Consider the following 23,276-nt stretch of genomic DNA (forward strand, 5'->3'; position numbering starts at 1 on the left):
GTTACTTGCACAGCGCGCGAGGTCGGTGCTGCGGCTGCTAGCTGAACCGAGCCACCAGGGCGGCGCGGTCGAGCTTGCCCGGTCCGCGCAGGGGGAGCGCGTCCAGGACGAAGAGTTCCCGCGGCGCTGCGGTGACGTCGAGTGTCCGCTGAGCATGTGCGCGTAGTTCGTCGAGCGTCGGAGCTTCGCCCTCGGGTACGACGACGGCCACCACCCGCTGCCCCAGCCGCGGGTCCTCGATGCCGATCACCGCGCACTCGCGAACGGCGGGGTGATCGGCCAGCGCGGCCTCGACCACCTGCGGTACGACGGTCAGCCCGCCGGTGGAGATTGCCTCGTCCAACCGGCCGCTGATGCGAAGGACCCCGTCGACCACTGATCCGGCGTCGTCGGTCCGGAACCATCCGGGTTCGGCGAAAGCGGGGTGGTCGGGAAGCCCGCGGTACCCGGACGCGAGCATCGGACCGCCCAGCAGTACTCGCCCGTCGTCGATACGAATCTGTGCTCCGGACAACGGGATTCCGTCGTAGACGCAACCGCCGGACGTTTCGCTCATCCCGTAGGTGCGGACGACGGTGATGCCCGCTTCGGTGGCCTGCGCGAGTACCGGTGCGGGAGTAGCAGCGCCGCCGAGCAGAACCGCGTCGAGCGAAGCCAGAGCCTCGACCGCGGAGCGATCACCGAGTGCCTTGACCAACTGCGTCGGCACCAACGAGGTGTAGCGGCGCGGTCCGCTCATCGCGGCGACAGCGCCCGGCAATGCGGCAGGGTCGAAACCCGCACTGACGTCGACGATCACCGGTCGTGTTTCGGCGAGGACACTGCGCAACAGAACTTGCATCCCGGCGATGTGGTGCGGGGGGAGAACCAGCAACCAGGATCCGGTGCCGCCGAGGCGTTCATGGGTCGCGTCGCCGCTGGCTCGCAGTGCGCTCGCGGTGAGCATCGCGCCCTTCGGGGTTCCGGTGGTCCCCGACGTGGCGACCACCAGCGAGATGCCGTCGTCGATGGGCTGATCGGGGTGCAGAGCGTCGCTCAGTCGGGCCGTCTCGCGTGCGTCGGCCGCAGGGACGGGAAGCACGGCGTCGTGCACGCCGTCCAGGATCTGCGCGATGGCAGGCAGTACCTCGAAGACCGCCTCACCCTGTGGAACAGCCAGTGTGCGAAGAACGTTCACCGGACGTCCGGTCCAGCCAGCGGCCAACCACCGGCAGCCAGATGGCTTCGTACGCGGTCGACGTCGGTTTCGAGTGGCATCTCGTTGGTGATCTTCGTGATGAGGACCTGGATGTCGGTCTTCTCGATGGGTAGATCGCCGTCCTCGATCAACGCGTCGGCGACGGCGTCGACCTCGGTTTCGGAGAGTCTGCGAGTGAGGAGCGCGAAAAGTGGGATGTAGTCCTGCTCGGGGACGCCATTGGGATAGCCGGCCCGCAACCAGCCGACTATCGACGTGAGGAAGGGCGGAAGGGCCATGACGTCAGCTCACGTCTCGAACTTCGTTGTCGGTGTCCACGTCTTCGATGACCGGCCACCCACCTGCGCGCAGCCTTTCGGTGACACGATCGACGTCGTCCTCGGACGGCTCCTCGTTGAGGATTCCCTCGATGATGGCGCGGATGGTGTCGTAGTCGACGTGGCGGTCCGGCACTTCGTGTGCCGACTCGATGGACATCGAAACGACCTGCTCGATCTCCTCGTCGGTCAGACGACGACGGAGAACGGCGAGCAGCGCAAAATGATCCTTGTCCGGGATGCCCTCGGGATACCCGGCACGCAGCCAGTCGAGCACGCTGCGCAATGAATACTTGCTCAAATCCTCGGCCTCATTTTCGTTTCGGTGGTTTCAGTGGTGCGCCGCGACGACCACTCAGAAGACGTGGATTCCGAACGTGCTGGCCAAGAAGTTCTTCATCAACAACAGAATTCCGGCGAAGATCGTGACGAGCACGACCGCAAAACAGAGGTACGCACCCATTTTACCCAGGGTGGACGGTCCTTCGGTGCCGTCGGCGTTCGGCAGACTCAGCGACTTGAGGCCGAAGGCGAAGATCGCCGGCAGTCCGGCTCCGAAGAGCAGTCCGACTGCCACTACCTGCCAGAGCGAATCGAGGGTATCGGTGAGTAGATGCATTCTCTTGCGCCCCTTTCAGGAGTTGCGAGTGGGTTCGGTGGACGGAGTGGGATCAGCAGTCGGAATCTCGCGAGCCGTCGCATCCGGATTCTCGTCCCATTCGGCGGTCACGTTGGCGGCGTCTACGGGTTCCTTACGCGAACGCAGGTACATGAAGATCGCGAACGCGATGAGGGCAGCGAAGACGACGAGCACGCCGGCCAGGCCGCCGATCAGATGCGCGAGTGCCCAGCAGATGGCGCCGACCACTGCGGCCGACGGCAAGGTGATCAACCAGGCGGCGGCCATCCGGCCTGCGACGCCCCAGCGGACCTCGGCGCCCTTGCGCCCGATGCCGGTACCGAGGATCGATCCGGTGGCGACGTGGGTGGTCGAGAGGGGGAGTCCGAGGTGGCTCGACGTGAGAATGATGGCGGCGGACGACGCTTCGGCTGCCAGACCCTGCGGCGCGGCGATCTCGACAAGGCCCTTGCCCAGGGTGCGGATGATGCGCCAACCGCCCAGGTAGGTGCCGAGAGCGATCGCGACGGCACAGGTGAACTTCACCCAGAACGGCATCTCGGTCTCGGCGGTGATGGTGCCGTGAGCGACCAGGGCCAAAAAGATGACGCCCATAGTCTTCTGGGCGTCATTGGTGCCGTGCGCAAGTGAGATCAATGAGGCGGTGCCGATCTGGCCGAAACGGAAACCGCGCTCACGCTCGTCTTCCTTGACGGATGCGGTGATTCGGTACACGAGCTTGGTACCGACGCCTGCGACCAGGGCCGCGACGACCGGCGCGAGGATCGCGGGGACGACGACCTTGGTCAGAACTCCACCCCACTCGACGCCGCCCATACCGATGGAGGCGATTGCGGCGCCGATCAATCCGCCGAACAGTGCGTGTGAGGAGCTCGACGGCAATCCGAGCAGCCAGGTCGCCAGATTCCAGATGATTCCGCCGACGAGACCGGCGAAGACGATCAGCAGCAGATCCTGCCCACTGACCGCGCCGAGGTTGACGACGCCTTTGGCCACGGTCGCAGCGACCTCGACGGACAGGAACGCACCGACCAGGTTCAGGATCGCGGAAAGTGTGACCGCAACTTTGGGCTTGAGTGCTCCGGTCGCGATGGAGGTGGCCATTGCGTTACCGGTGTCGTGAAAACCATTCGTGAAATCGAACGCGAGGGCGGTGACAACTACCACCAGGAGGATTACGAGCTCTGCGGTCACAACGTGAATTGTGCGTATCGAACGCGTAAAAGTACAGCGAACGGGATGCGAACAGGGGCTCCGCGGAGTACGTCCCCGCGCGTGGGCTGCGGCGCTGCCGTTCGCGATGTGTTCAGCGCCACGAAATCGGAACCCTGTGTGGGACCTCACTTTTTGGTCTCACTCACCGGGAAGGCACATTCGGACCGTTTTAAACGCTGATTACCTACGGGCACCGAGCGCACCGGAACAGGGGTTTCACCCCTGTTTCTCGGTGTCTGTCAGTGAGAAGGAGAGCTCCGACCGTGAAGCCCAACAAGTCCACGAAGCTGATCGTGGCACTCGCCGCGACCGCCGTTCTGGCGTCAGCCTGCGCATCGAATCGTGGTGACGATCCCTACGCCGTCGCTGTCGGCGGACCCGGCGTCAGCGCAGACCTTGCGTCGAGCACATCCGACGCGAAGTTCGGCACCCTCGATTCGCCCTGTGGTGAAGGCGACGCCACCGGCGCAACCGATCAAGGCGTCAGCGACACCGAGATCAAGATCGGGTTCGGTGACGACCGCGGTTATGTGAAGTCTCCTGGGCTGAACAAGGAAATGAGCGATGCGGTGAACGCGCTCATCTCTTGGTGCAACGATCAGGGCGGCATCAACGGCCGCAAGGTTGTCGGTACCGACTACGACGCCGCGATGACGCAGGCCAACTCGGTCATGCAGGAAGCGTGCGCGAGCCAGTTCATGATGGTCGGCTACGGCTTCGCGATGGATCAGACCGCCGAGCAGACGCGTGTCGCGTGCAACCTGGTGTCCGTGCCAGGCTTCACCGTGTCACCCGACGCAGCCAACGGACCGATGACATTCCAGGGTGTCCCGTTCCCGGTCGACTACGCGAACGGTTCGCAGTGGTTCCAGATGGCCGAGATGCACCCCGATCTGGTGAACGACTTCGACGTCGTCAACAGCACGATGCCCACGATCATCAGCTCCACCACGAAGATTCGCTCGATCGCCGAGGCTGCGGGCTTCAAGCTCAAGGATTGCGGCGTCACACTCAACTACGAGGGGGAATCGAGCTATGTGCCGTTCGCCGAGAAGTACAAGGAGTGCGGCGCGAAGGGGATCTGGACGTCACGATCGGCAAGCCCGTCGGAGCTGAACTTCGTGAAGGCCCTCGACCAGGTCGGGATCGATCCCGTCTTCTTCGGTGAAGCCACCTGGTACGGCGCGACCGTCTCCGATTGGAACAAGGACACCGGACTGCTCGACAACCTCAACGCGGGCATGACCTTCCAGATGCTCGAGAACGCGGACAAGGTGCCCGCAGTGAAGAAGTACGTGGATCTGGTCTCCGAGCAGGGTGGCAAGACCGCGCTCCTCGGTATGCAGGCGGCGTCGTCGTTCCTACTGTGGGCGGCCGCCGCGGACGAGTGCGGTAGCGATCTGACGCGTCAGTGCATGGTGAACGAACTCTCGAACATTCACGAGTGGGACGGCGGCGGATTGCATGCCGTCACCGATCCCGGCAAGAACATGCCGGCCACCTGCGGACTCATGACCTCGCTGAAGGGCAGTACCTACTCGCAGGCGTTCCCGTCCACCGCGGGCGAATTCAAGTGTGACCCCAAGTACCTCGTCGCGACCGACAAGAGCACCTGGGGAACCGAACTCGGCGCTGACCGCGTGTCGACGAAGTACCAGAACGCCAACGTCATCAAGCCGCAGTCCTGATTCTTCCGACTCGGGCGGCGAGCGCCAACCGCCGCCCGAGTCCCTAACGAGGGTTCAGCCATGAACACTTTTGTCACTTTCACGATCCTGGGCCTGGTCCTGGGGTCCGTGTACGCGATCGCCGCCTCCGGGCTGGTACTCACGTACAACACGTCAGGCATCTTCAACTTCGCGCACGGTGCACAGGCAATGCTCGGTGCGTTCATCTACTGGCAGTTGCGCTACGGCTGGGAACTTCCCACTTTCGTCGCCTTGCTGGTTTCACTCGTCCTGGTCGGGCCACTGATGGGCCTCGGCCTCTACGTCCTGATCATGAAGGGTCTGCGCGATACCGCCGAGGTCACCAAAATCGTTGTGACGGTCTCGATCCTGCTCGGAATGCTCTCGATCTCGCACTGGTTCTGGCACCCCGAGACCGCTCGGACGATGCAGATGTTCTTCGGCGACCAGTCCAAGATCACGGTGTTCGGCGCGAGCATCCGCTACCACGAGTTGATCTGCATCCTCGTTGCGATCGCCATCGCCGTCGGCCTGCGCATCCTGTTCACGCGCACCCGCGCCGGTGTCGCGATGCGCGGCGTCGTCGACGATCCGGAACTGTTGCGCCTCAACGGCCACAATCCGGAGCGTCTTGCGGCCCTGTCCTGGGCGATGGGTTCGACGCTCGCAGTCCTGGCCGGCATCCTGATCACCCCGATCAGTGGCGGCACACTCGAGGCGAACATGTTGACACTCTTGGTGATCGACGCGTTTGCCGCGGCCATGTTCGGCCGGTTGCGCAGCATTCCGCGCACGTTCGTCGGCGCCGTGGTCCTCGGGCTTGCCGGTACGTACGTATTGGCGTACTTCCCGACGAGTTGGAGTTGGACGTCGAATTTCCGTGTCTCCCTGCCGATGATCGCGCTGTTCGTGGTGCTGATCGTGCTCCCACAGGACCGGTTGCGTGGAGCGGTCACCCGTACTCGCGAGCGTTACCACGTGCCGAGCGTGCGCAAGGCCGTCGTCTGGGGCTTGGCACTGATCGTCATCGTCTACCTGATCCGTCTGCTGATGGTGACGTCCGCCGTCACCACACTGACCATCGGAATGACTTTCGCGATCATCGCGCTCTCGCTCACACTCCTCACCGGTTACGCGGGTGAATTGAACTTGGCGCCGGTGTCTTTCGGCGCTATCGCTACCATCGTGGCCTTCCACTTCGGGATCTCCGGTTCCGGGTTGGCTGCGCACCTCAACCTGTGGGGCATCGTCGTCGGAGTCCTCGTCACCGCCGTGATCGGTGGCCTCGTCGCCCTACCGGCGCTGCGGCTGAGGGGGCTGTATCTCGCGCTGGCAACCATGGCCTTCGGAGTGTTCCTCTCCAACATGGTTCTTCGTGACACCACCGAACACGAGATGTTCGGCATGAAGTACTCGCTGTTCAAGGACGGGAACATCGCCCTCCCTCCGCTGAAGATCGGTCCGCTCGATCTGAGCAACGAGACGGTGTTCCTGATGACCGTGACCGCGCTGTTCTCGATACTCGGCGTCGGCGTCATCGCGTTGCGTAACAGCGGCTACGGGCGCCGACTCGCGGCGATGAAGGACAGCCCGGCCGGTTCGGCCATGCTCGGACAGAGCCTGGTTCGGCTCAAGCTGAGCGTCTTCATGATCTCTTCGGGGATCGCCGGTCTCGGCGGCATTCTGATGTCGAGCGCCATGGGGTCCGTCTCGGGCGAGAGCTTTGCCATCATGGTCAGCCTCTCGCTGCTCATGCTGACCGTCGTCGCGGGTATCGGATACGTCACCGGCGCCCTGTTCGGTGGACTGATGGCCGGAATCGGGTTTGCGGTCATCATGGTCTCGTTCACCAATCTGGCTTCGGCGCAACCGGAGTTGGAGGGAATGTGGCTGCTCTTCGGCAACATCGCGGCAGTCAGCCCGGCACTGATCGGCATCGGCGTCGGCGCGAACCCCAGCGGAACGGTCCACAGCGTGATCGAGGGCTACCGACGGCTCGCCGGTGCCAAGCCTGTTCTGATCGGCGGCGCCGCAGTCGTTCTGCTGACCTACGTCCTTGCGCTGACCGGTGTACTCGGCAACTGGTGGTTCGCGTCCATCACGATCGCGGTGGTGTTCATGCTGCCGGTGATCGGTGAGATGGTCATGCCCAGCGCGGTTCTCACTCCGGAGGAACTGGCCGCCAAAGCGACAGTCGTTCCCGAGGACATCGGGATCGATGTCCCTTACAGCCCCGAGATCCGTGACGAGATCGACCGCGAACTGGGGATTCCTCAGTACCAGGGTGGCTCGCCGAAGGAGTTGACCGTCCATGTCTGATACACCACTTCTCGAAACGCGCGGTGTGAGCGTTCGTTTCGGTGGACACGTCGCGGTCAAGGACGTTTCGCTCACCGTGCAACCCGGAACGGTGACGGGACTCATCGGACCGAATGGTGCGGGCAAGACGACGCTCTTCAACACCATCACCGGGCTGCAGAAACCCACGTCCGGTCAGGTGTTCCTCGGCGGCGTCGACGTGACGAAGCTACCGCCGCACAAGCGGGCAGGTCGCGGGCTTGCACGTACCTTCCAGCGGCTCGAACTGTTCGTCTCGCTCTCGGTGCGTGACAACCTGCGCGTCGCCGGAGACATCCACAAGGCGAACGGCCGCAACAAGATCGACGTGGACAGCGAGACGGATCGTCTGCTGGAGCTGACCGGGCTGACGGATGTCGCGGACAAGGACGTCGCGGACATCCCCACCGGACGCGCCCGCGTCGTCGAAGTTGCACGGGCGCTCATGACCGACCCGCGAGTGCTGCTGCTCGACGAACCGGCCTCGGGTCAGACCGAGCAGGAAACCGAGGTCTTTGCCGAGATGCTCACCGAACTTGCTGCGGGTGGACTCGGAATCTGTCTGGTGGAGCACGACATTCCGCTGGTGATGAAAGTGTGCTCGACCATCCACGTGCTCGACTACGGCGCAGTCCTCGCCTCGGGTGATCCGGAGAAGATCCGGACGGATCCGGAAGTGATCGCGGCCTACATCGGGACCGAGGAGGAGGCGGTATGACGTCACCGAAAATTGGCGAGGCGAAAATCGACGAGGGTATACGCAGCCCCGACCGCGCCGAACCGTTGCTCGAACTGTCCGGTGTCCGCGCCGGTTACGGATCCATCGAAGTTCTGCACGGGGTGGACCTGATTCTGGAACCGGGCGCCGTGGTGGCGCTACTCGGACCCAACGGTGGCGGCAAGACGTCGACGCTCAAGATCTGCTCGGGCGTCCTTCCGGTCACCCGCGGCGAGTTCCGGCTCGCGGGCCAGGTCGTGAACGGAGTCGAGCCTTCGGAGTTGGCTCGGCTGGGGGTCTGCTCCATCCCCGAAGGACGCGGGATCTTCGCCAACCTCACTGTGCGGGAAAACCTGTGGATCGCCACCGGAACGGGCGTCGGGCTGGCCGAACTCGAAGAGGTTGCGTACGGCAGGTTCCCGATCCTGGGGGAGCGGCGCGGACAGTTGGCCGGATCGATGTCCGGTGGTGAGCAGCAGATGCTGGCGCTGTCACGGGCACTCGGCACTCACCCGACGGTGCTCCTGCTCGACGAGCTGTCGATGGGTCTCGCACCTCGAATCGTCTCGCAGATGTACGACGTCGTCGGCTCGCTTGCAGCCGAAGGCATTTCCATTCTCGTCGCCGAGCAGTTCGCACGAGCGGTGCTGCCCATCGCGACCTCGGCCGCACTGATGTTGCAGGGACGCGTCGTCAAGACCGGCGATCCACACGACATCGAAAACGAACTTTCTACCAGTTATCTAGGAGGATGACGATGACTACTCTCGCCGAAGATCGCCGTGAGGAATTCAAGAAGAACATCGCAGAGTTGAAGCTGGACAAGAAGCAGGCAGGCGGCGACGCGGCGACGCGCATCGCGGGCCTGGTGCTCATGGTCGTCGGAGTGGTCGGCGCCTTCGTCGTCTACATCTCTTCGCTGACGCTCTCGGACCTGCGGGATCTGGTGTCGTACCAGATCCTCACCGTGGTTTTCCTCGCCCTGACAGTGGTCGGTGCCGCACTCTTCCTGGCCGCATCGGTGGCAAAGGTGCTGCGGCTGTGGTTGGTTCGCCAACTGCTCGAGGGCCAGGCACAGACAGATCAGATCTCTCAGGCGCTGAGCACGCGCAACTGATCTTTGTGAAGAACCGAAAGATGCCCGCCACGAAAGTCGTGGCGGGCATCTGTCATTGCTCGGCTACAGCGGTGTCTCGGCTACAGCGGTGTCTCGACTACGCGGACGGTGGCCGGGAATCGCGTCGGATGGGATGGTCCTCCGGGATCTGCACCATCACGATCGGTGTCCCGTCCGGGTCGGCGATCCACATCTCGTGTAGACCCCACGGTTCCTGTCTTGCCTCGCGCGCGATCTTGACCCCGGCGAGAACCAGTTCGGTCTGAACGGCAGTGAGGTCCCGGACCTGCAGCCAGATCGCGCCGCGAAAGCCGCCCTCGCCGGTGCCGCCGTGCGCAGCGACTTCGATCAGCCCTTGGCCGGCGAAGAAGACTGTGCCGCCGGGATATTCACGAGCGATCGCCAGACCGAGGGTGTCTCGGTAGAAGCTCAGCGTTCGTTCGTACTCGCTCGGGCGCAATATCGTCCGACTGCTCAGAATCTCCACGTCCGACCTCCCTCTCGCACCTACTGTGTCAGAAATACCAGGGATATGGTGACCAGTCGGGATCACGCTTTTCGAGGAACGAGTCACGACCCTCGACGGCCTCGTCGGTCATGTACGCCAAACGTGTTGCCTCACCGGCGAACAGCTGCTGGCCGACCAACCCGTCGTCCTGCAGGTTGAACGCGTACTTGAGCATCCGCTGTGCCTGCGGCGACTTGCCGTTGATCTTGCCGGCCCAGTCGATCGCGACGTTTTCGAGTTCAGCGTGGTCGACAACCTTGTTGACCGCGCCCATCTGATGCATTTCCTCGGCGGTGTACGTCTCACCCAGGAAGAAGATCTCGCGAGCGAACTTCTGGCCCACCATCTTTGCCAGATAGGCGCTGCCGTAGCCGCCGTCGAAGCTTCCGACGTCGGCGTCGGTCTGCTTGAACCGTGCGTGCTCGCGGCTGGCGAGCGTCAGGTCGCACACCACGTGCAGGCTGTGGCCGCCGCCCGCAGCCCAGCCGTTGACCAGGCAGATCACGACCTTCGGCATGAAGCGGATCAAGCGCTGGACCTCGAGGATGTGCAGGCGCCCGGCGCGTGCTTTGTCGACGGTGTCCGCCGTTTCACCTTCGGCGTACTGGTAGCCGCTGCGACCACGGATGCGCTGGTCTCCGCCGGAGCAGAACGCCCAACCGCCGTCCTTCTCGCTCGGTCCGTTGCCGGTCAGGAGCACCGCTCCCACGTCGGAGGTCATCCGGGCGTGATCGAGCGCGCGGTACAACTCGTCGACGGTGTGCGGGCGGAACGCATTACGCACTTCCGGTCGGTCGAAGGCGACGCGAACGGTGCCTTGACTGACGTGCCGGTGGTACGTGATGTCGGTGAGGTTCTCGAATCCGGGGACAGGGCGCCAGAGCTGCGGGTTGAAGGTCACCTCAGCCACGATAGAGGCACGGCTCGCGCGTCTAACGGATACCTGAGGTAGAACACGTTCCCGGGCGCGCTAACGTGCAGGTCATGAGCGAACAAACCGCAGACGGCACGGAGATCGTCACAGACGGTGAGAAGCGGGGCGGATTTCCACGGTTCCGGCACACTCCCGCAGGTCCGGACTTCGGCCGCTTCGTCGAAGCGATGCGCAGGTTGCAGGACCTTGCCGTCTCGACCAATGTTCCCGACGACGTACTCGCAGACATCGCTACGCAAGCCGAGGAGCTTGCCGGTCGGTTGACTCCGTACGAGGTCCCGGAAGGCAAGTCGCCCGCAGGCTCGAACATCCAACTGCCCGGACGCGGCAGCCTCCTCATGCTCCCGTGGATGGTCGAGAAGTTCGACACCGAAGGAGTCCGCAGTACCGGCGTCTTCCGTCGCTACCACCTGGGCGGCAACGGCGCCGCTCACGGCGGTGTCCTGCCCTTGCTGTTCGACGACGTCTTCGGGATGACGGTCCACGCGGGTGGCCGTCCGATCTCCCGCACCGGCTACCTCCACATCAATTACCGCGCGATCACTCCGCTCAATCAACAACTGGTGATCGAGGGGCAGGTGGATCGGGTCGAGGGTCGCAAGACTTTTGTCAGCGCGCGCCTGACCGATCTCGACGGCAAGCTCCTCGCCGACGGTGAGGCGCTCATGATCGAACTGCTTCCGGGACAGCCCTGACATGTTCCCCTCGTTCGACGATCTGATCGCGGACGCCGTGGTGCTCGCGCTGCCGATGCGAGTTCGCTTTCGCGGCATCACGACTCGTGAGGCCCTGCTCGTTCGCGGCCCGGCCGGGTGGGGAGAATTCGCCCCGTTCGTCGAGTACGACGACGACGAGGCGTCGCAGTGGCTGCTCGCGGGTATCGAAGCGGCGTGGCTGGGTCCGCCGCCTGCGCTTCGTGACGCAGTTCCCGTCAACGCGACCGTGCCGGCGATCGACGCGTCTGCCGTTCCGGAATTGCTGGAGCGCTTCCCCGGGGCCCGGACCGCCAAGGTCAAGGTCGCCGAGAAGGGACAGTCGCTGGCGCAGGACGTCGCCCGGGTGAACGAGGTGCGTCGGCACATCCCGAACGTGCGCGTCGACGCCAACGGCGGGTGGAGCGTGGACGAGGCGATCACGGCCTTGCGAGCGATCACCGATGACGGTGAACTCGAATACGCCGAGCAGCCGTGTGCAAGCGTCGAGGAACTGGTCAGGGTCCGCGCCGCGGGGACCGGTGTGCGGATCGCTGCCGACGAGAGCATTCGCCGTGCCGAGGACCCGCTGCGCGTCGTACGAGCGGGGGGAGCGGACGTCGCCGTCGTGAAGGTGCCGCCGCTGGGCGGAATGCGTGCTGTGGTGGCGCTGTCGGCGCAGCTGGCGGACTACGGGGTGCCGGTGGTGGTCTCGAGCGCTCTGGACACGGCTGTGGGGATGTCCGCGGGACTGGCGGCCGCGGCAGCCTTGCCCACCCTTCCGTTTGCCTGCGGACTCGGTACCGGCGGCCTGTTCGTCCGGGATGTCGCGGTCACCGGGGCAGCTGTCGACGGTGCTTTGTCGGTGGGTGCCGTCGAGCCTGATCCGGTTCTGCTCGAGACGCTGGCCGCGCCCGCGGACCGGCGCGACTGGTGGCTGGAGCGGGCTCGGCGCTGCCATCGGATACTCGGCAGTAGGGGCCAGCCGAATTTCGTATAGTCTCGGGCGCGACCTGATGAACATCAGTGAAGAATGAAGGGATCGAAAGTGGTTGCAGCTCTGAACGAAACCCTGCTCGAGGAATCACGGGTTCCCGCGGTCGTCGCGGACGTGCAGACCTTGATCGACGCAGAGGTTTCGGATAAGTCGGGGGCCTCAGGGCTGGCTCTCAAGGGTGGCTACGGCGCGGTCAAGAAGGTGAGCCCGTCCATCGTACCGGACGCCGTCACCGCGCTTCTGCCGGCTTTCGTGGCAAAGCTCGAGCCGTACTGGCAGGAATTCTCGGCTTCCGGTGAAGGCAGCTTCGCCGATTTCATCAGCGCCCGCGGTGACGCGGTTGCCGATTCCCTCCTCGAGGTGACGGACGAGCGTATCGAGGGCAGCGACAAGGCCGTCGTCAAGTCGATGTACTCGAAGCTGCGCGGTTCGGCGAAGAAGCATGTGACTGCAGCTCTGCCGCGTCTGGGCGATGTGATCCAGAAGCACGCTGCATAAGCGAACGTAAAACGACGAGTGGCCCGGGAGTTTCTCTCGGGCCACTCGTCGTTTTCGGTGCGTTTGTCAGTGAGCCGAATGTCCGTGGCGCCAGAAGCCGGTGAAGGTGATGTCGGTTTTGGCGAACTTCCGGTCGTTCACGAGGTGCCGACGCAGCCCGGTGGTGAGTGCCTGTTCGCCGGCGACAAAGGTGTACGACGGCCCCTCGGGCAGTTCGGCGGCGCGGACGGTCTCGAGGGTCAGAACACCCGGCGTCGCGTGTTCGTCCTCGCGAACGAGCCAATGCACGTTGACGTTCGCCAACTCCGGAATGTCTTGCTTGTCTTCGATGTTCGGAATCTCGACGAAGACCTCGGCACGCAGGTCTGCGGGCGCGGATTCCAGAATGCCGATGATCGCGGGAAGTGCACTCTCGTCGCCGACGAGCAGTTGCCACTTGGCCTCGGGTGTGGGGTTGTAGATGCAGCCTTCGTCCAAGAGGGCGACCTCGTCGCCGGCCGACGCGGTGTCCGCCCACGCGGATGCCGGGCCGATGTCGCCGTGATAAGCGAAGTCGATGTCGATCTCCGTGGTCTCGCCGAAGAGACCGGATCCGGCAGCACGGTAGGCGCGAATCGTGTAGTTGCGCACGACGGGTCGCGTGTCCTTGGACATCAACAGGTACTGCGCATACCAGAGATTGCTGGCCGCGCTCGGCAACCGGAGTTCACTCTGGCCGACCTGCGGGATGAACATGCGGAACCACTGATCGGCACCCATCGGAGCGATGGTGGACAGCTCTTCGCCGGCAATGGTCACCCGGATGAAGCTGGGGCTGATTCGTTTGTTCGCCACGACCTGCGCCGACACGATGCTGCGTGAGGCCGGTTTCACGAACTTGGCGCGCTTGGCCATGACTGGTTGCTCCCTGATTATCTGTTACTCGTACCTAATCAGGTAACCCTAACCTGATTTATGGTCGCTGTGGAGTGGTGGGTCTGTCCTTTTCGACGACTTCGGGAGGAAGACCCCACTGCGCTCGGCCAAGTCGGCTCATCGGTGCGATTGACGCGAAGTCCGGTAGGCCGTCGTCGGCGACAGCCTCGGGACGTACTGCGACCGCGACCACATTTCCCATCACGACAAATGAATTACCGACCTCGACGACCTGGTGGAGCGTGCATTCGATGGCGATCGGGGAGTCGGCGACCCGGACGGGGCGAACCCGCTCGCTCGGCTCGCTACGGATGTTCAACTCGAGAAACTCGTCGGCCTCGGCGTCGTAGAAGGCGGAACTCTGGTTCACCACGTCGGCAAGCCTGGCAGTCGCCAGGTTGATCACGAATTCGCCGGTCGCTTCGATGTTGCGCAGACTGTCCTTGCGTCCGACCGACGTGAACTGCACGATCGGCGGCGCCGAACTTGCCACGGTGAAAAAGCTGTACGGAGCCAGATTGCCGACGCCGTCCGCCGACAGGGTGGACACCCAGGCAATCGGCCGGGGGACCACCGAAGCGGTGAGTAACTGATAGAACCGACGGGGTTCGAGCTCGGCTGGATCGAAGAGTGTGCGCACCCACACATAATGCCGCTGTCCCCGCCCCTGGGCATGCTTGCGCCCGAACATCTGACACTCTTGAAGGCGTGAATCCGTCCACTGCACAAGCCACAGCCGTCGTCGACGAACTGGTTCGTGGTGGCGTGCGTGAAGTCGTGCTGTGTCCAGGCTCTCGCAACGCGCCCCTCGCATTTGCCCTCCAGGCCGCCGATCTCGACGGCCGGTTGCGTCTGCACATGCGGATCGACGAGCGGACAGCAGGCTTTCTGGCACTCGGACTGGCAATCGCCGGGAAACGACCGGTCCCCATCGTGATGACTTCCGGGACCGCCGTCGCGAATCTTGGACCCGCTGTCCTCGAGGCCAACTACGCGCGAGTGCCGCTGGTGGTCCTGAGCGCCAACCGGCCGTACGAGATGCTCGGCACCGGCGCCAACCAGACCGTCGAGCAACTCGGGCTCTTCGGCAGTCAAGTCCGCGCAACCATCAGCCTGGGCCTGGCGGAGGACGATTCGACGCAGAACAGCCAGTGGCGCTCGGCGGTCTGCCGGGTCCTCGCCGCTGCCCGCGGAACCCGATCCGGAAACGCGGGTCCGGTGCATTTCGACATTCCACTTCGTGAGCCGCTGGTGCCGGACGTGCACGTGCAGGGACCGGTCCCGGAGGGCCGTCCCGGCGGTGCGGCCTGGACCACCACCCAGAATGCGACGCTCGACGTTCCCGTCGATCTGGATCTCACCGCAGATACGGTGGTCATTTCCGGACACGGTAGTGCGCTTCGGCCTGAGCTGGCGGGCCTGCCGACCGTGGCCGAGCCGACGGCTCCGATGCACGGGATCGCACTGCATCCACTCGCGCTCTCGCAACTCAAGCCCAAGCAGGCGATCATCACCGGCCGCCCGACGTTGCATCGTCAGGTCTCGAAGGTGCTGGCCGACCCGGGCGTCGACGTCTACGCGCTGACTACCGGGCCGCGCTGGCCGGACGTATCCGGCAACGTACTCGCCACCGGAACCAGGGCAGTGGTCACCGGGACTCCCGATCCCGCCTGGATCGCTCGATGCGCCGCGCTGACCGAACACGCCGAAACTGCCGTCCGCAAGCAACTCGACGCCCACCCCAAGGCCACCGGCCTGCACGTGGCAGCTGCTGTGATGGATGCTCTCGCGGACGGCGACCAGCTTCTGCTCGGCGCATCCAACCCTGTTCGCGACGCGGCACTCGTGAGCTATCCCAAGCCCGCCGTGCGGGTGCTGTCGAATCGCGGCGTCGCAGGTATCGACGGCACCGTCTCGGCGGCGGTGGGCGCCGCGTTGGCGTACGAGGGCGGCCGGACCGTCGCTCTCATGGGCGACCTGACCTTCCTGCACGACGCGTCCGGGCTGCTGATCGGGACCGGTGAGCCGAGGCCGAGCGACCTCACCATCGTCGTCGCCAACGACGACGGCGGCGGTATCTTCGAACTCCTCGAACAAGGCGACCCGCAGTACGCCGGCGTCTTCGAGCGAGTGTTCGGAACACCACACGGCATGGACCTCGCTGCGCTGTGCGCGGCCTACCGCGTGCCGCACGCAGCGGTCACCGTCGACGCCCTGGCAACGACGCTGGCGCAACCGGCCAACGGCATTCGTGTGCTCGAGGTCGCGACGGATCGCAGTGGGCTGCGCGAACTCCACGCTTCCGTGCGGGCACAGCTGTGACGCAAACGGTTCTGCGTCGCCTCCGCATCGGTGTGCTGGTGGTTGCGGTCGGCATTTCCGTGCTCGCGGTGATTCTGGTTCTCGGTGCCTGGCGCAACGATCGGACCATCGAATCGAACATGGGGACCGCAACTGCCGAGGTGCTCTCGGCAGGCTCGCTACGTTCGGCGATCAGCTTCGTGACACCGGACGGCGCCAACCACAACCCTGAACTCGGCGTGCTCTACCCCACCAATCTGACTGTGGGACAACGCATCGAGGTGGAGTACTCCAAAGCCGACCCTGATTTGGTCCGGGTAGCGGGACGCAACGCGACGGTGGCGCTGATCCCGGCAGGATCGGTGATCGTCGTGACGTGGCTCCTGGCTGGACCGTCGATCTGGTACCTGCGCAAGCGGGAAGCGCAGGCGGCAAGTTCGGCGCCGGTCGCCTCGAGTTAGTTCGCGCTTCGCCCGAACTTCACACGAACATGACGTGGACTTTTCCTGGCCCTGTCACCGTTCTCGGTGTGAGAGTAGCCATCGTTGCGGAGTCATTCCTGCCCAACATGAACGGCGTCACCAACTCGGTACTACGCGTGCTCGAACACCTCGATCGCACTGGCCACGACGCCATGGTCATTGCGCCGGACACCGTCGGATCCGACACCTCTGCCGCCACCGAACACGAAGGCGTTCAGGTGGTTCGGGCGCCAGCCGTCATGGTGCCCAAAGTCAGTTCACTTCCCGTCGGCCTGCCGCAACCACGATTGACCACGGCCGTGCGGACCTTCGCGCCCGACGTCGTCCATCTGGCGTCACCGTTCCTGCTCGGCGCCGGAGGAGTGGCCGTAGCCAAACGCCTCGGAATCCCCACCGTCGCGGTCTACCAGACCGACGTCGCCGGATTTGCCGAAAGCTACGGGCTCGGCGTCACCAGCCGCGCCGCGTGGGCGTGGACCCGTCGAATCCACAAGAGCTGCAACAGGACCCTCGCGCCCTCCACGTCGGCAGTCGACGCCCTCGAAGAGCACGGCATTCCGCGCGTGCACCGATGGGCCCGCGGCGTCGACGCACAACGATTCGCGCCTTCGCGTCGTAGCTCGGTGTTGCGGCAGTCCTGGATCGGCGACAGCGACCGGTTGGTGGTCGGCTTCGTCGGTCGCCTCGCGCCCGAAAAGCACGTCGAACGATTGGCGGCCCTGGCCGGCGATCCCAGTGTGCAGATCGTCGTCGTCGGAGACGGCCCGGACCGCGAGAACCTACGACGACTGATGCCGGACGCGATCTTCACCGGACAACTGGGCGGTACCGCGCTGGCCGACGCCTATGCGAGCCTGGACGTATTCGTTCACCCCGGCGAGCACGAGACCTTCTGCCAGGCGGTTCAGGAAGCCCTCGCGAGTGGTGTGCCTGTCGTCGGACCGGACGCCGGCGGACCGCGTGACCTGATCTCGCATTGCCGCAACGGCTACCTCCTGCCGACGCACAGGTTCACCGAACTCCTGCCAAGCGCCGTGGACGCACTTCGTCAGCGTGATCTGCGGGTGCAGTTCGGCTCCGCGGCGAGGCGCTCGGTGCTGCACCGGACCTGGCCGGCAATCTGCGAAGAGTTGCTCCGTCACTACGAGGACGTGCAGGGCCTCGGGCGGCGAACGGGTGCCAGAGCAGCCTGAACGCCCTCGCTGCCCGAGGGTTGGTAGCGTTTCGGGTGTGGCCACTACACACGGAACCCGAGCAACTCTCGAGAAGCAACCGCACGAAGTCGCGTCGATGTTCGACGACGTCGCGGAGCGATACGACCTCACCAACACCGTGCTGTCCTTCGGCCAGGACAAGGGTTGGCGCAAGGCCACCCGCGAAGCCCTCGACCTCAAGCCGGGCGAGAAGGTACTCGACCTCGCCGCCGGCACCGGAGTCTCGACCGTCGAACTGGGGCGCTCCGGTGCCTGGTGCGTCGCCACCGATTTCTCCAAGGGAATGCTCAAGGCCGGAATCTCGCGCAAAGTTCCGATGGTCGCAGGTGACGCGATGTACCTGCCCTATGCCGACAACGTGTTCGACGCCGCGACGATTTCCTTCGGCCTGCGCAACGTCTCCGACTTCGAAGCCGGACTGCGTGAGATTGCCCGCGTCACCAAGCCGGGCGGACGTCTCGTCGTCAGCGAGTTCTCGACGCCCGTCTTCGGGCCCTTCCGCACGGTCTACATGGAGTACCTGATGAAGGCGCTCCCGCAGGTCGCACGCACCGTCAGCAGCAACCCCGACGCCTACGTGTACCTCGCCGAATCGATCCGTGCCTGGCCGACCCAGGAAGAGTTGGCCCGCAAGATCGAGGCTGCCGGGTGGAAGAACGTCAAGTGGCGCAACCTCACCGGCGGCATCGTGGCGCTGCATTACGCCACTGCCTGAACTGCTGTGCGCCTTTATCAACCCCCGGCGGTTAATAAAGGCGCACAGCACTTGCTCAACCGAACAGCGGTCGGGAGTCGATCTTTCTCGACGCGGCCCCCGACGCACGCCATGCCTTCGCCGTCAGATCGACGTCGGCGTCGGTGACGAGGTTCCCCATCACCCGAACGGCGACCGTCATCAGTGCCCGTGAGCGCATCGCGATCGGACCCGACGCGGGCAGGAACTGCGGAACCGTCAGCAGGCCTGCGAGCCGGCGCGCGACCGAGAACGCCTGCCCGTAGTGCTCCCGAAGCACGGTCGGCCACAGCTCCGTCAGATCGTCGGCGCCGAGCTGTTCGACCACCAGACGTCCGCCTTCGAGGCCGTAGTCGATGCCCTCACCGTTGAGCGGGTTCACACACGCTGCGGCGTCGCCGATCACGGCCCAGTTGCGTCCGGCGATGTTGGAAACTGCTCCACCCATGGGTAGCAAAGCCGAAGCGACGGAATGTATTTCGCTGCTCCACTGCCACTCGCTTCGGCGCTGATCGGTGTAGAGGTCGAGCAAGGGTCGCAGGGCACCTGGAGCCGGGCGCTTGGACGTCGCCAGTGTCCCGACGCCGATGTTCACCTCGCCGGTGCCGAGCGGGAAGATCCAGCCGTACCCCGCCTGCAACGTGCCCTCCGCGTCCCGCAGTTCCAGATGCGAGGTGATCCACGGGTCGGCGCTGCGCGGCGTAGCGACGTACGCGCGTGCCGCGACGCCGTACGCGGTGTCCCGGTGCCACTGCCGTCCCAGCTTCTTGCCGAGCGTCGAGCGAACGCCGTCGGCGATGATCAGCGTCCGACAACGAAGGGTGCTTCGTCCCGAGGGGCCGGCGAGTACGACGGCGGCTACTCGATCACCGTCGAGTTCGACGTCGACGGCCTTGGTGCCCTCGACCATGACCGCGCCCGATTCGACGGCGCACCGGCGAATGGCGTCGTCGAGTTCGGTCCGGGGGATTGCACTGCCGATCGGCGGGAACGACGTCCCCGGCCACTCGAGTTCGAGTTCTTGTCCGAAGCCGGACAACCGTAGTCCCTTGTTCGTCGTGTGTGACCGAACCCACTCGCCGAGGCCGAGGAGATCCAGTTCGGCCACGGCGCGCGGAGTGAGTCCATCACCACAAGTCTTGTCTCGCGGGAAGACGGCAGCGTCCACCAGCACGACGTCTCGGCCGCTGCGGGCGGCCCACGCCGCGGCCGAAGAACCCGCGGGACCTGCGCCGATGACCACAATGTCGGTTTCGGTCGGAAGCGTATCGACGACGGGGGACTGCTCTTCTACGGACACACTCACATCTTCCCAGGCTCGCGATCGCCACCGTGGCGAGGCCGTCCCGAGTGCGAACCGCTAGGTTCACTACCGTGGGAACCGAGCCGTCACTGACGACAGGAATGGGTACTGACATCGTGAGCACCGAAAAGACTGCTGCCGACGCAACCGCATCGAGCACCGTCGTTGCAGGCATCGACCTGGGCGACGAACAGCTCGCCGCAGTAGTGCGTGGTGGACTCTCCGATGTCGAGGAGTTGTTGGTCAGCGAGCTGTCCGACGGAGAAGACTTCCTCACCGAGGCCGCGCTGCATCTCGCGCGAGCTGGTGGAAAGCGCTTCCGTCCGTTGTTCACGATCCTGACAGCGCAACTCGGACCGGTGCCGAACGATCCGTCGATCATCACCGCAGCGACCGTCACCGAACTCGTTCACCTTGCGACGCTCTATCACGACGACGTCATGGACGAGGCGTCCATGCGGCGCGGAGCACCCAGCGCCAATGCCCGCTGGGGAAACAGCGTGGCGATCCTGGCCGGCGACTATCTGTTCGCGCACGCATCACGCCTGGTATCGACGCTCGGACCTGAAGCCGTTCGGATCATCGCCGAAACATTCGCCGAACTGGTCACCGGCCAGATGCGCGAGACGATCGGTGTCAAGAAGGAGCAGGATCCGGTCGAGCACTACCTCAAGGTCGTGTGGGAGAAGACCGGTTCGCTGATCGCTGCATCCGGACGCTTCGGCGGCACCTTCTCCGGCGCCGACGCAGCTCACATCGAGCGCCTCGAGCGCCTGGGTGACGCCGTCGGCACCGCGTTCCAGATCTCCGACGACATCATCGACATCTCGTCCGTCTCGGCGCAGTCCGGCAAGACTCCGGGCACCGACCTGCGCGAGGGTGTCCACACCCTGCCCGTCCTGTACGCGTTCCGCGAAGAAGGGGCCGACGCAGATCGCCTGCGGGAGCTGCTCGCGGGCCCGGTTACCGAAGATGCCCTGGTAGAAGAAGCTCTCGAACTGCTCGAGCGTTCGCCGGGCATGGTCAAGGCGAAGGCAAAGCTGGGCGAGTATGCCGTCGCGGCGAAAGCTCAGTTGGCTGAGCTCCCGCAGGGACCGGCCAACGAAGCGCTCGTGCGTCTCGTCGATTACACGATAGAACGAGTCGGCTGACACCTCGGCGAATCGGGGCTACCGGGTGGAAACCCCGACAGTCACTGGGTGGGAACCCTGATGACCCTGTCCTTCGTTGACTGAACAGAACCGGTGCATACACCGGGGAGTTCGGGTGAGCCTTCGGCTCCAGCGAGGCAAGAGGTGAGCGGTTTGCACGGCTACGCGAACGGTGCGAAGACATTCGGCTTGTTGGTGGGGATGTCGGCGCTGATCGTCTTCATCGGCTCGCTGTTCAACAGCCCGTTCCTTCTGTGGGGATCCGTTCTGTTTGCCGTCGGCATGAATGCCTACGTGTACTTCAACAGCGACAAGCTGGCGCTTCGATCGATGCGCGCCCAGCCCATCACCGAGGTCGAGGCACCGGCGATCTACCGGATCGTGCGCGAACTCGCCACGACGGCGCACCAACCGATGCCCAGGCTGTACATCAGCCCCACGAACGCCCCGAACGCGTTTGCCACCGGTCGTAGCCCTCGGCACGCCGCGGTGTGCGTGACCAGCGGCATCATGCAGATCCTGAACGAACGCGAACTGCGCGCCGTACTCGGGCACGAACTCTCTCACGTCTACAACCGGGACATTTTGATCTCGTCCGTGGCCGGCGCGATGGCCAGCGTTATCTCTGGCCTGGCCAACTTCGCGATGTACGCGAGCATCTTCGGCGGCCGAGGGAACGGGCAGGGAAGCAATCCGATCGCGCTGCTGCTCGTCTCCCTACTGGGACCGATCGCGGCAACCGTGGTCAAGCTGGCCGTTTCGCGCTCTCGCGAGTATCAGGCTGATCAATCGGGAGCCGAGCTCACCGGTGACCCGCTGGCGTTGGCGTCGGCGCTGCGCAAGCTCGAGTCGGGCGTCGCAGCCGCGCCGTTGCCGCCTGAGCCCAAGCTCGCGGCGCAGTCCCACCTGATGATCGCCAACCCCTTCAGAGCGGGCCACAAGGTCAGCAAGCTGTTCTCGACGCATCCGCCCATGGCGGACCGGATCGAGCGTTTGGAGAAGATGGCGGGGATGTAGGGGCCTTCGGCCCCTGTGCGCCTTTCTGGTCGTCGGAACTACCAAAAAGGCGCACAGGGGCGCAGCCCCTACTACCGGTAGTTCACGAACTGCAGGGCGATCCCGAAGTCCTCACCCTTGAGCAGGGAGATGACGCCCTGGAGGTCGTCGCGCTTCTTGCTGCTCACACGAAGTTCCTCACCCTGGATCTGCGCCTTGACGCCCTTGGGGCCCTCGTCGCGAATCTTCTTGGTGATCTTCTTCGCGTTCTCGCTGCTGATGCCCTGGACCAAGGTTCCGGACAGCTTGTAGATCTTTCCGGACTGCGCCGGCTCGCCGGCATCGAATGCCTTCAGCGAGATGTCGCGACGGATCAACTTCTCCTTGAACACGTCGAGGGCGGCCAGCAGTCGCTCCTCGGTGTCGGCGTTCAACGTGATCGTCTCTTCACCAGACCACTCGATCGACGCTCCCGTGTTTCGGAAGTCGAAACGCGTGGTCAACTCCTTGGCAGCCTGATGCAGGGCGTTGTCCACCTCTTGACGGTCAACCTTGCTCACCACGTCGAAGGACGAATCAGCCACTTCACACTCCCGCTTTCCGGTAGTTCACGAACATCGAGTTCCGCCCACCTTCCATACCGGTGGACACCTCGACGTTATCGGGTCGGCACCGCCCGTTACCACCCGGTTTGCAAAATGGGGGTGTGTTCGTTGTATTCTTCTCACCGCACCGAGGAAGCCGTTTTCGGCCGCCGCACGTCGCGATATACTTGCGAATGCGCCGGATCGAAGCCTGGTGCAAGCACGGCAGATTGCCCGAGCGGCCAATGGGAGCGGACTGTAAATCCGTCGGCTTATGCCTACGTAGGTTCGAATCCTACATCTGCCACACCAAGTCAGCCCCGATTCTCTTCGCGAGAGTCGGGGCTGACTTTTTTGTGCGTGTACCGAGGTCGAGCGCGCGTTGGCGACGCAGGCGCCGGCTTCGGCTCAGGGGTGTCGGGGGCTCAGGGGCCTCGGGATGGGCACCGGGGGATGGTTTCAGGGGGAGTGCAGGGTCGAGCTGGTTCCCGCAAAGCCCTCGCCAGCGGCCCCGATCGGTGCAACAATGGGCTCCGGCACCATTTTTGCCCCGATGACCAGCGGATTTGGTGCTGGCGCTCGTTCGTGTGTAATCTTTCGGAGGCTTCAAGAGAGCGGCAACGCACTCCTGAGCCACGCCCCCTTAGCTCAGTCGGTAGAGCGTTTCCATGGTAAGGAAAAGGTCAACGGTTCGATTCCGTTAGGGGGCTCGCTGGATTGTGGTGCCGTGCTTTCCGC

General features: G+C 64.4%; 25 protein-coding genes and 2 tRNA genes. 16 read left to right on the forward strand and 11 right to left on the reverse strand.

Translation table 11 applies throughout. The annotated features are described in order from the left end of the window. Positions 1-37: 37 nt before the first annotated feature. Genes menE through PCS43_RS21695 form a run of 5 tightly spaced genes read right to left on the reverse strand, consistent with a single transcriptional unit; the run spans position 38 to position 3,349 of the window. The gene (gene menE, locus PCS43_RS21675) at positions 38-1,177 is read right to left on the reverse strand and encodes an o-succinylbenzoate--CoA ligase (protein WP_209908014.1); all 1,140 of its coding nucleotides are present in this window, start codon (positions 1,175-1,177) and stop codon (positions 38-40) included. Then, positions 1,174-1,476 carry a DUF3349 domain-containing protein gene (locus PCS43_RS21680; protein WP_003941976.1) on the reverse strand — a complete coding sequence of 101 codons (303 nt, stop codon included), beginning with the start codon at positions 1,474-1,476 and terminating at the stop codon, positions 1,174-1,176. The genes menE and PCS43_RS21680 overlap by 4 nt, the downstream gene beginning before the upstream one ends. Before the next feature lie 4 nt (positions 1,477-1,480). Then, complete coding sequence (locus PCS43_RS21685; RefSeq protein ID WP_003941853.1) at positions 1,481-1,816, reverse strand: DUF3349 domain-containing protein; 336 nt, start codon at positions 1,814-1,816, stop codon at positions 1,481-1,483. 54 nt (positions 1,817-1,870) lie between these two features. Continuing rightward, the gene (locus PCS43_RS21690) at positions 1,871-2,134 is read right to left on the reverse strand and encodes a hypothetical protein (RefSeq protein ID WP_003942079.1); all 264 of its coding nucleotides are present in this window, start codon (positions 2,132-2,134) and stop codon (positions 1,871-1,873) included. A gap of 15 nt (positions 2,135-2,149) precedes the next feature. After that, a complete protein-coding gene (locus PCS43_RS21695) occupies positions 2,150-3,349 on the reverse strand; it encodes an inorganic phosphate transporter (protein ID WP_007728486.1) in 1,200 nt (399 codons plus the stop codon). Positions 3,350-3,633: 284 nt separating this feature from the next. On the opposite strand from PCS43_RS21695, the gene PCS43_RS21700 reads away from it, so the two are divergent. From PCS43_RS21700 to PCS43_RS21720, 5 genes are read left to right on the forward strand one after another with little or no spacing between them, the layout of a single operon-like run. Continuing rightward, entirely contained in the window at positions 3,634-5,058 is a 1,425-nt protein-coding gene (locus PCS43_RS21700) for an ABC transporter substrate-binding protein (RefSeq protein ID WP_064443322.1), read from the forward strand. 60 nt (positions 5,059-5,118) lie between these two features. Continuing rightward, positions 5,119-7,377, forward strand: coding sequence for an ABC transporter permease (locus tag PCS43_RS21705; RefSeq protein WP_070162610.1), 2,259 nt, complete (start codon positions 5,119-5,121; stop codon positions 7,375-7,377). Then, positions 7,370-8,113: an ABC transporter ATP-binding protein gene (locus PCS43_RS21710; protein ID WP_007728482.1), complete on the forward strand. Its 744-nt coding sequence runs from the start codon at positions 7,370-7,372 to the stop codon at positions 8,111-8,113. The genes PCS43_RS21705 and PCS43_RS21710 overlap by 8 nt, the downstream gene beginning before the upstream one ends. Continuing rightward, positions 8,110-8,868, forward strand: a complete 759-nt coding sequence (locus PCS43_RS21715) for an ABC transporter ATP-binding protein (RefSeq protein ID WP_245361417.1) — start codon at positions 8,110-8,112, stop codon at positions 8,866-8,868. The genes PCS43_RS21710 and PCS43_RS21715 overlap by 4 nt, the downstream gene beginning before the upstream one ends. A 2-nt stretch (positions 8,869-8,870) precedes the next feature. Continuing rightward, positions 8,871-9,230 carry a hypothetical protein gene (locus PCS43_RS21720; protein WP_003942018.1) on the forward strand — a complete coding sequence of 120 codons (360 nt, stop codon included), beginning with the start codon at positions 8,871-8,873 and terminating at the stop codon, positions 9,228-9,230. Between the two features lie 97 nt (positions 9,231-9,327). Here the strand turns inward: PCS43_RS21720 and PCS43_RS21725 are convergent, their stop codons facing one another. Beyond that, positions 9,328-9,717: a VOC family protein gene (locus PCS43_RS21725; protein ID WP_003941917.1), complete on the reverse strand. Its 390-nt coding sequence runs from the start codon at positions 9,715-9,717 to the stop codon at positions 9,328-9,330. 28 nt (positions 9,718-9,745) lie between these two features. Beyond that, positions 9,746-10,639, reverse strand: a complete 894-nt coding sequence (locus PCS43_RS21730; RefSeq protein WP_024487301.1) for a 1,4-dihydroxy-2-naphthoyl-CoA synthase — start codon at positions 10,637-10,639, stop codon at positions 9,746-9,748. Positions 10,640-10,722: 83 nt separating this feature from the next. Between PCS43_RS21730 and PCS43_RS21735 the strand changes: the two genes are divergently transcribed. Genes PCS43_RS21735 through PCS43_RS21745 form a run of 3 tightly spaced genes read left to right on the forward strand, consistent with a single transcriptional unit; the run spans position 10,723 to position 12,859 of the window. After that, the gene (locus PCS43_RS21735; RefSeq protein ID WP_209908016.1) at positions 10,723-11,367 is read left to right on the forward strand and encodes a PaaI family thioesterase; all 645 of its coding nucleotides are present in this window, start codon (positions 10,723-10,725) and stop codon (positions 11,365-11,367) included. Position 11,368: 1 nt separating this feature from the next. Then, entirely contained in the window at positions 11,369-12,364 is a 996-nt protein-coding gene (locus tag PCS43_RS21740; RefSeq protein WP_209908018.1) for an o-succinylbenzoate synthase, read from the forward strand. Positions 12,365-12,412: 48 nt separating this feature from the next. Then, positions 12,413-12,859 (forward strand): DUF6918 family protein, encoded by a 447-nt coding sequence (locus PCS43_RS21745; protein ID WP_003941973.1) that lies wholly within the window; start codon positions 12,413-12,415, stop codon positions 12,857-12,859. Between the two features lie 66 nt (positions 12,860-12,925). Here the strand turns inward: PCS43_RS21745 and PCS43_RS21750 are convergent, their stop codons facing one another. Together PCS43_RS21750 and PCS43_RS21755 are read right to left on the reverse strand one after the other, a co-directional pair. Then, positions 12,926-13,753, reverse strand: a complete 828-nt coding sequence (locus PCS43_RS21750; RefSeq protein ID WP_042453072.1) for a siderophore-interacting protein — start codon at positions 13,751-13,753, stop codon at positions 12,926-12,928. A gap of 58 nt (positions 13,754-13,811) precedes the next feature. After that, positions 13,812-14,414: a flavin reductase family protein gene (locus tag PCS43_RS21755; RefSeq protein ID WP_209908020.1), complete on the reverse strand. Its 603-nt coding sequence runs from the start codon at positions 14,412-14,414 to the stop codon at positions 13,812-13,814. Between the two features lie 68 nt (positions 14,415-14,482). On the opposite strand from PCS43_RS21755, the gene menD reads away from it, so the two are divergent. The 4 genes from menD (at position 14,483) to PCS43_RS21775 (ending at position 18,486) form a co-directional block, all read left to right on the forward strand. After that, a complete protein-coding gene (gene menD / locus PCS43_RS21760; protein WP_003942063.1) occupies positions 14,483-16,096 on the forward strand; it encodes a 2-succinyl-5-enolpyruvyl-6-hydroxy-3-cyclohexene-1-carboxylic-acid synthase in 1,614 nt (537 codons plus the stop codon). Further along, positions 16,093-16,536: a DUF3592 domain-containing protein gene (locus tag PCS43_RS21765; RefSeq protein ID WP_007728471.1), complete on the forward strand. Its 444-nt coding sequence runs from the start codon at positions 16,093-16,095 to the stop codon at positions 16,534-16,536. The genes menD and PCS43_RS21765 overlap by 4 nt, the downstream gene beginning before the upstream one ends. Before the next feature lie 68 nt (positions 16,537-16,604). Further along, positions 16,605-17,750 (forward strand): glycosyltransferase family 4 protein, encoded by a 1,146-nt coding sequence (locus PCS43_RS21770; protein ID WP_209908022.1) that lies wholly within the window; start codon positions 16,605-16,607, stop codon positions 17,748-17,750. 37 nt (positions 17,751-17,787) lie between these two features. After that, a complete protein-coding gene (locus PCS43_RS21775) occupies positions 17,788-18,486 on the forward strand; it encodes a demethylmenaquinone methyltransferase (RefSeq protein WP_003941879.1) in 699 nt (232 codons plus the stop codon). A gap of 55 nt (positions 18,487-18,541) precedes the next feature. Here PCS43_RS21775 and PCS43_RS21780 read toward each other — a convergent pair whose 3' ends face one another. Further along, positions 18,542-19,804 carry a geranylgeranyl reductase family protein gene (locus tag PCS43_RS21780; RefSeq protein ID WP_374192581.1) on the reverse strand — a complete coding sequence of 421 codons (1,263 nt, stop codon included), beginning with the start codon at positions 19,802-19,804 and terminating at the stop codon, positions 18,542-18,544. Between the two features lie 104 nt (positions 19,805-19,908). Between PCS43_RS21780 and PCS43_RS21785 the strand changes: the two genes are divergently transcribed. Next, positions 19,909-20,958: a polyprenyl synthetase family protein gene (locus tag PCS43_RS21785; RefSeq protein ID WP_037129929.1), complete on the forward strand. Its 1,050-nt coding sequence runs from the start codon at positions 19,909-19,911 to the stop codon at positions 20,956-20,958. Positions 20,959-21,111: 153 nt separating this feature from the next. Beyond that, positions 21,112-21,975: a zinc metalloprotease HtpX gene (gene htpX / locus PCS43_RS21790; protein WP_209911530.1), complete on the forward strand. Its 864-nt coding sequence runs from the start codon at positions 21,112-21,114 to the stop codon at positions 21,973-21,975. Positions 21,976-22,046: 71 nt separating this feature from the next. On the opposite strand, the gene PCS43_RS21795 is transcribed toward htpX, so the two are convergent. Further along, entirely contained in the window at positions 22,047-22,538 is a 492-nt protein-coding gene (locus PCS43_RS21795) for a YajQ family cyclic di-GMP-binding protein (protein ID WP_003941854.1), read from the reverse strand. A gap of 224 nt (positions 22,539-22,762) precedes the next feature. Here PCS43_RS21795 and PCS43_RS21800 point away from each other — a divergent pair. Next, positions 22,763-22,845, forward strand: a tRNA-Tyr gene (locus PCS43_RS21800). Between the two features lie 330 nt (positions 22,846-23,175). Then, a tRNA-Thr gene (locus tag PCS43_RS21805) sits at positions 23,176-23,248 on the forward strand. The last annotated feature ends 28 nt before the right edge of the window (positions 23,249-23,276 follow it).

This window comes from Rhodococcus sp. C-2 (genome assembly GCF_027854095.1).
GTDB lineage: Bacteria > Actinomycetota > Actinomycetes > Mycobacteriales > Mycobacteriaceae > Rhodococcus_F > Rhodococcus_F qingshengii.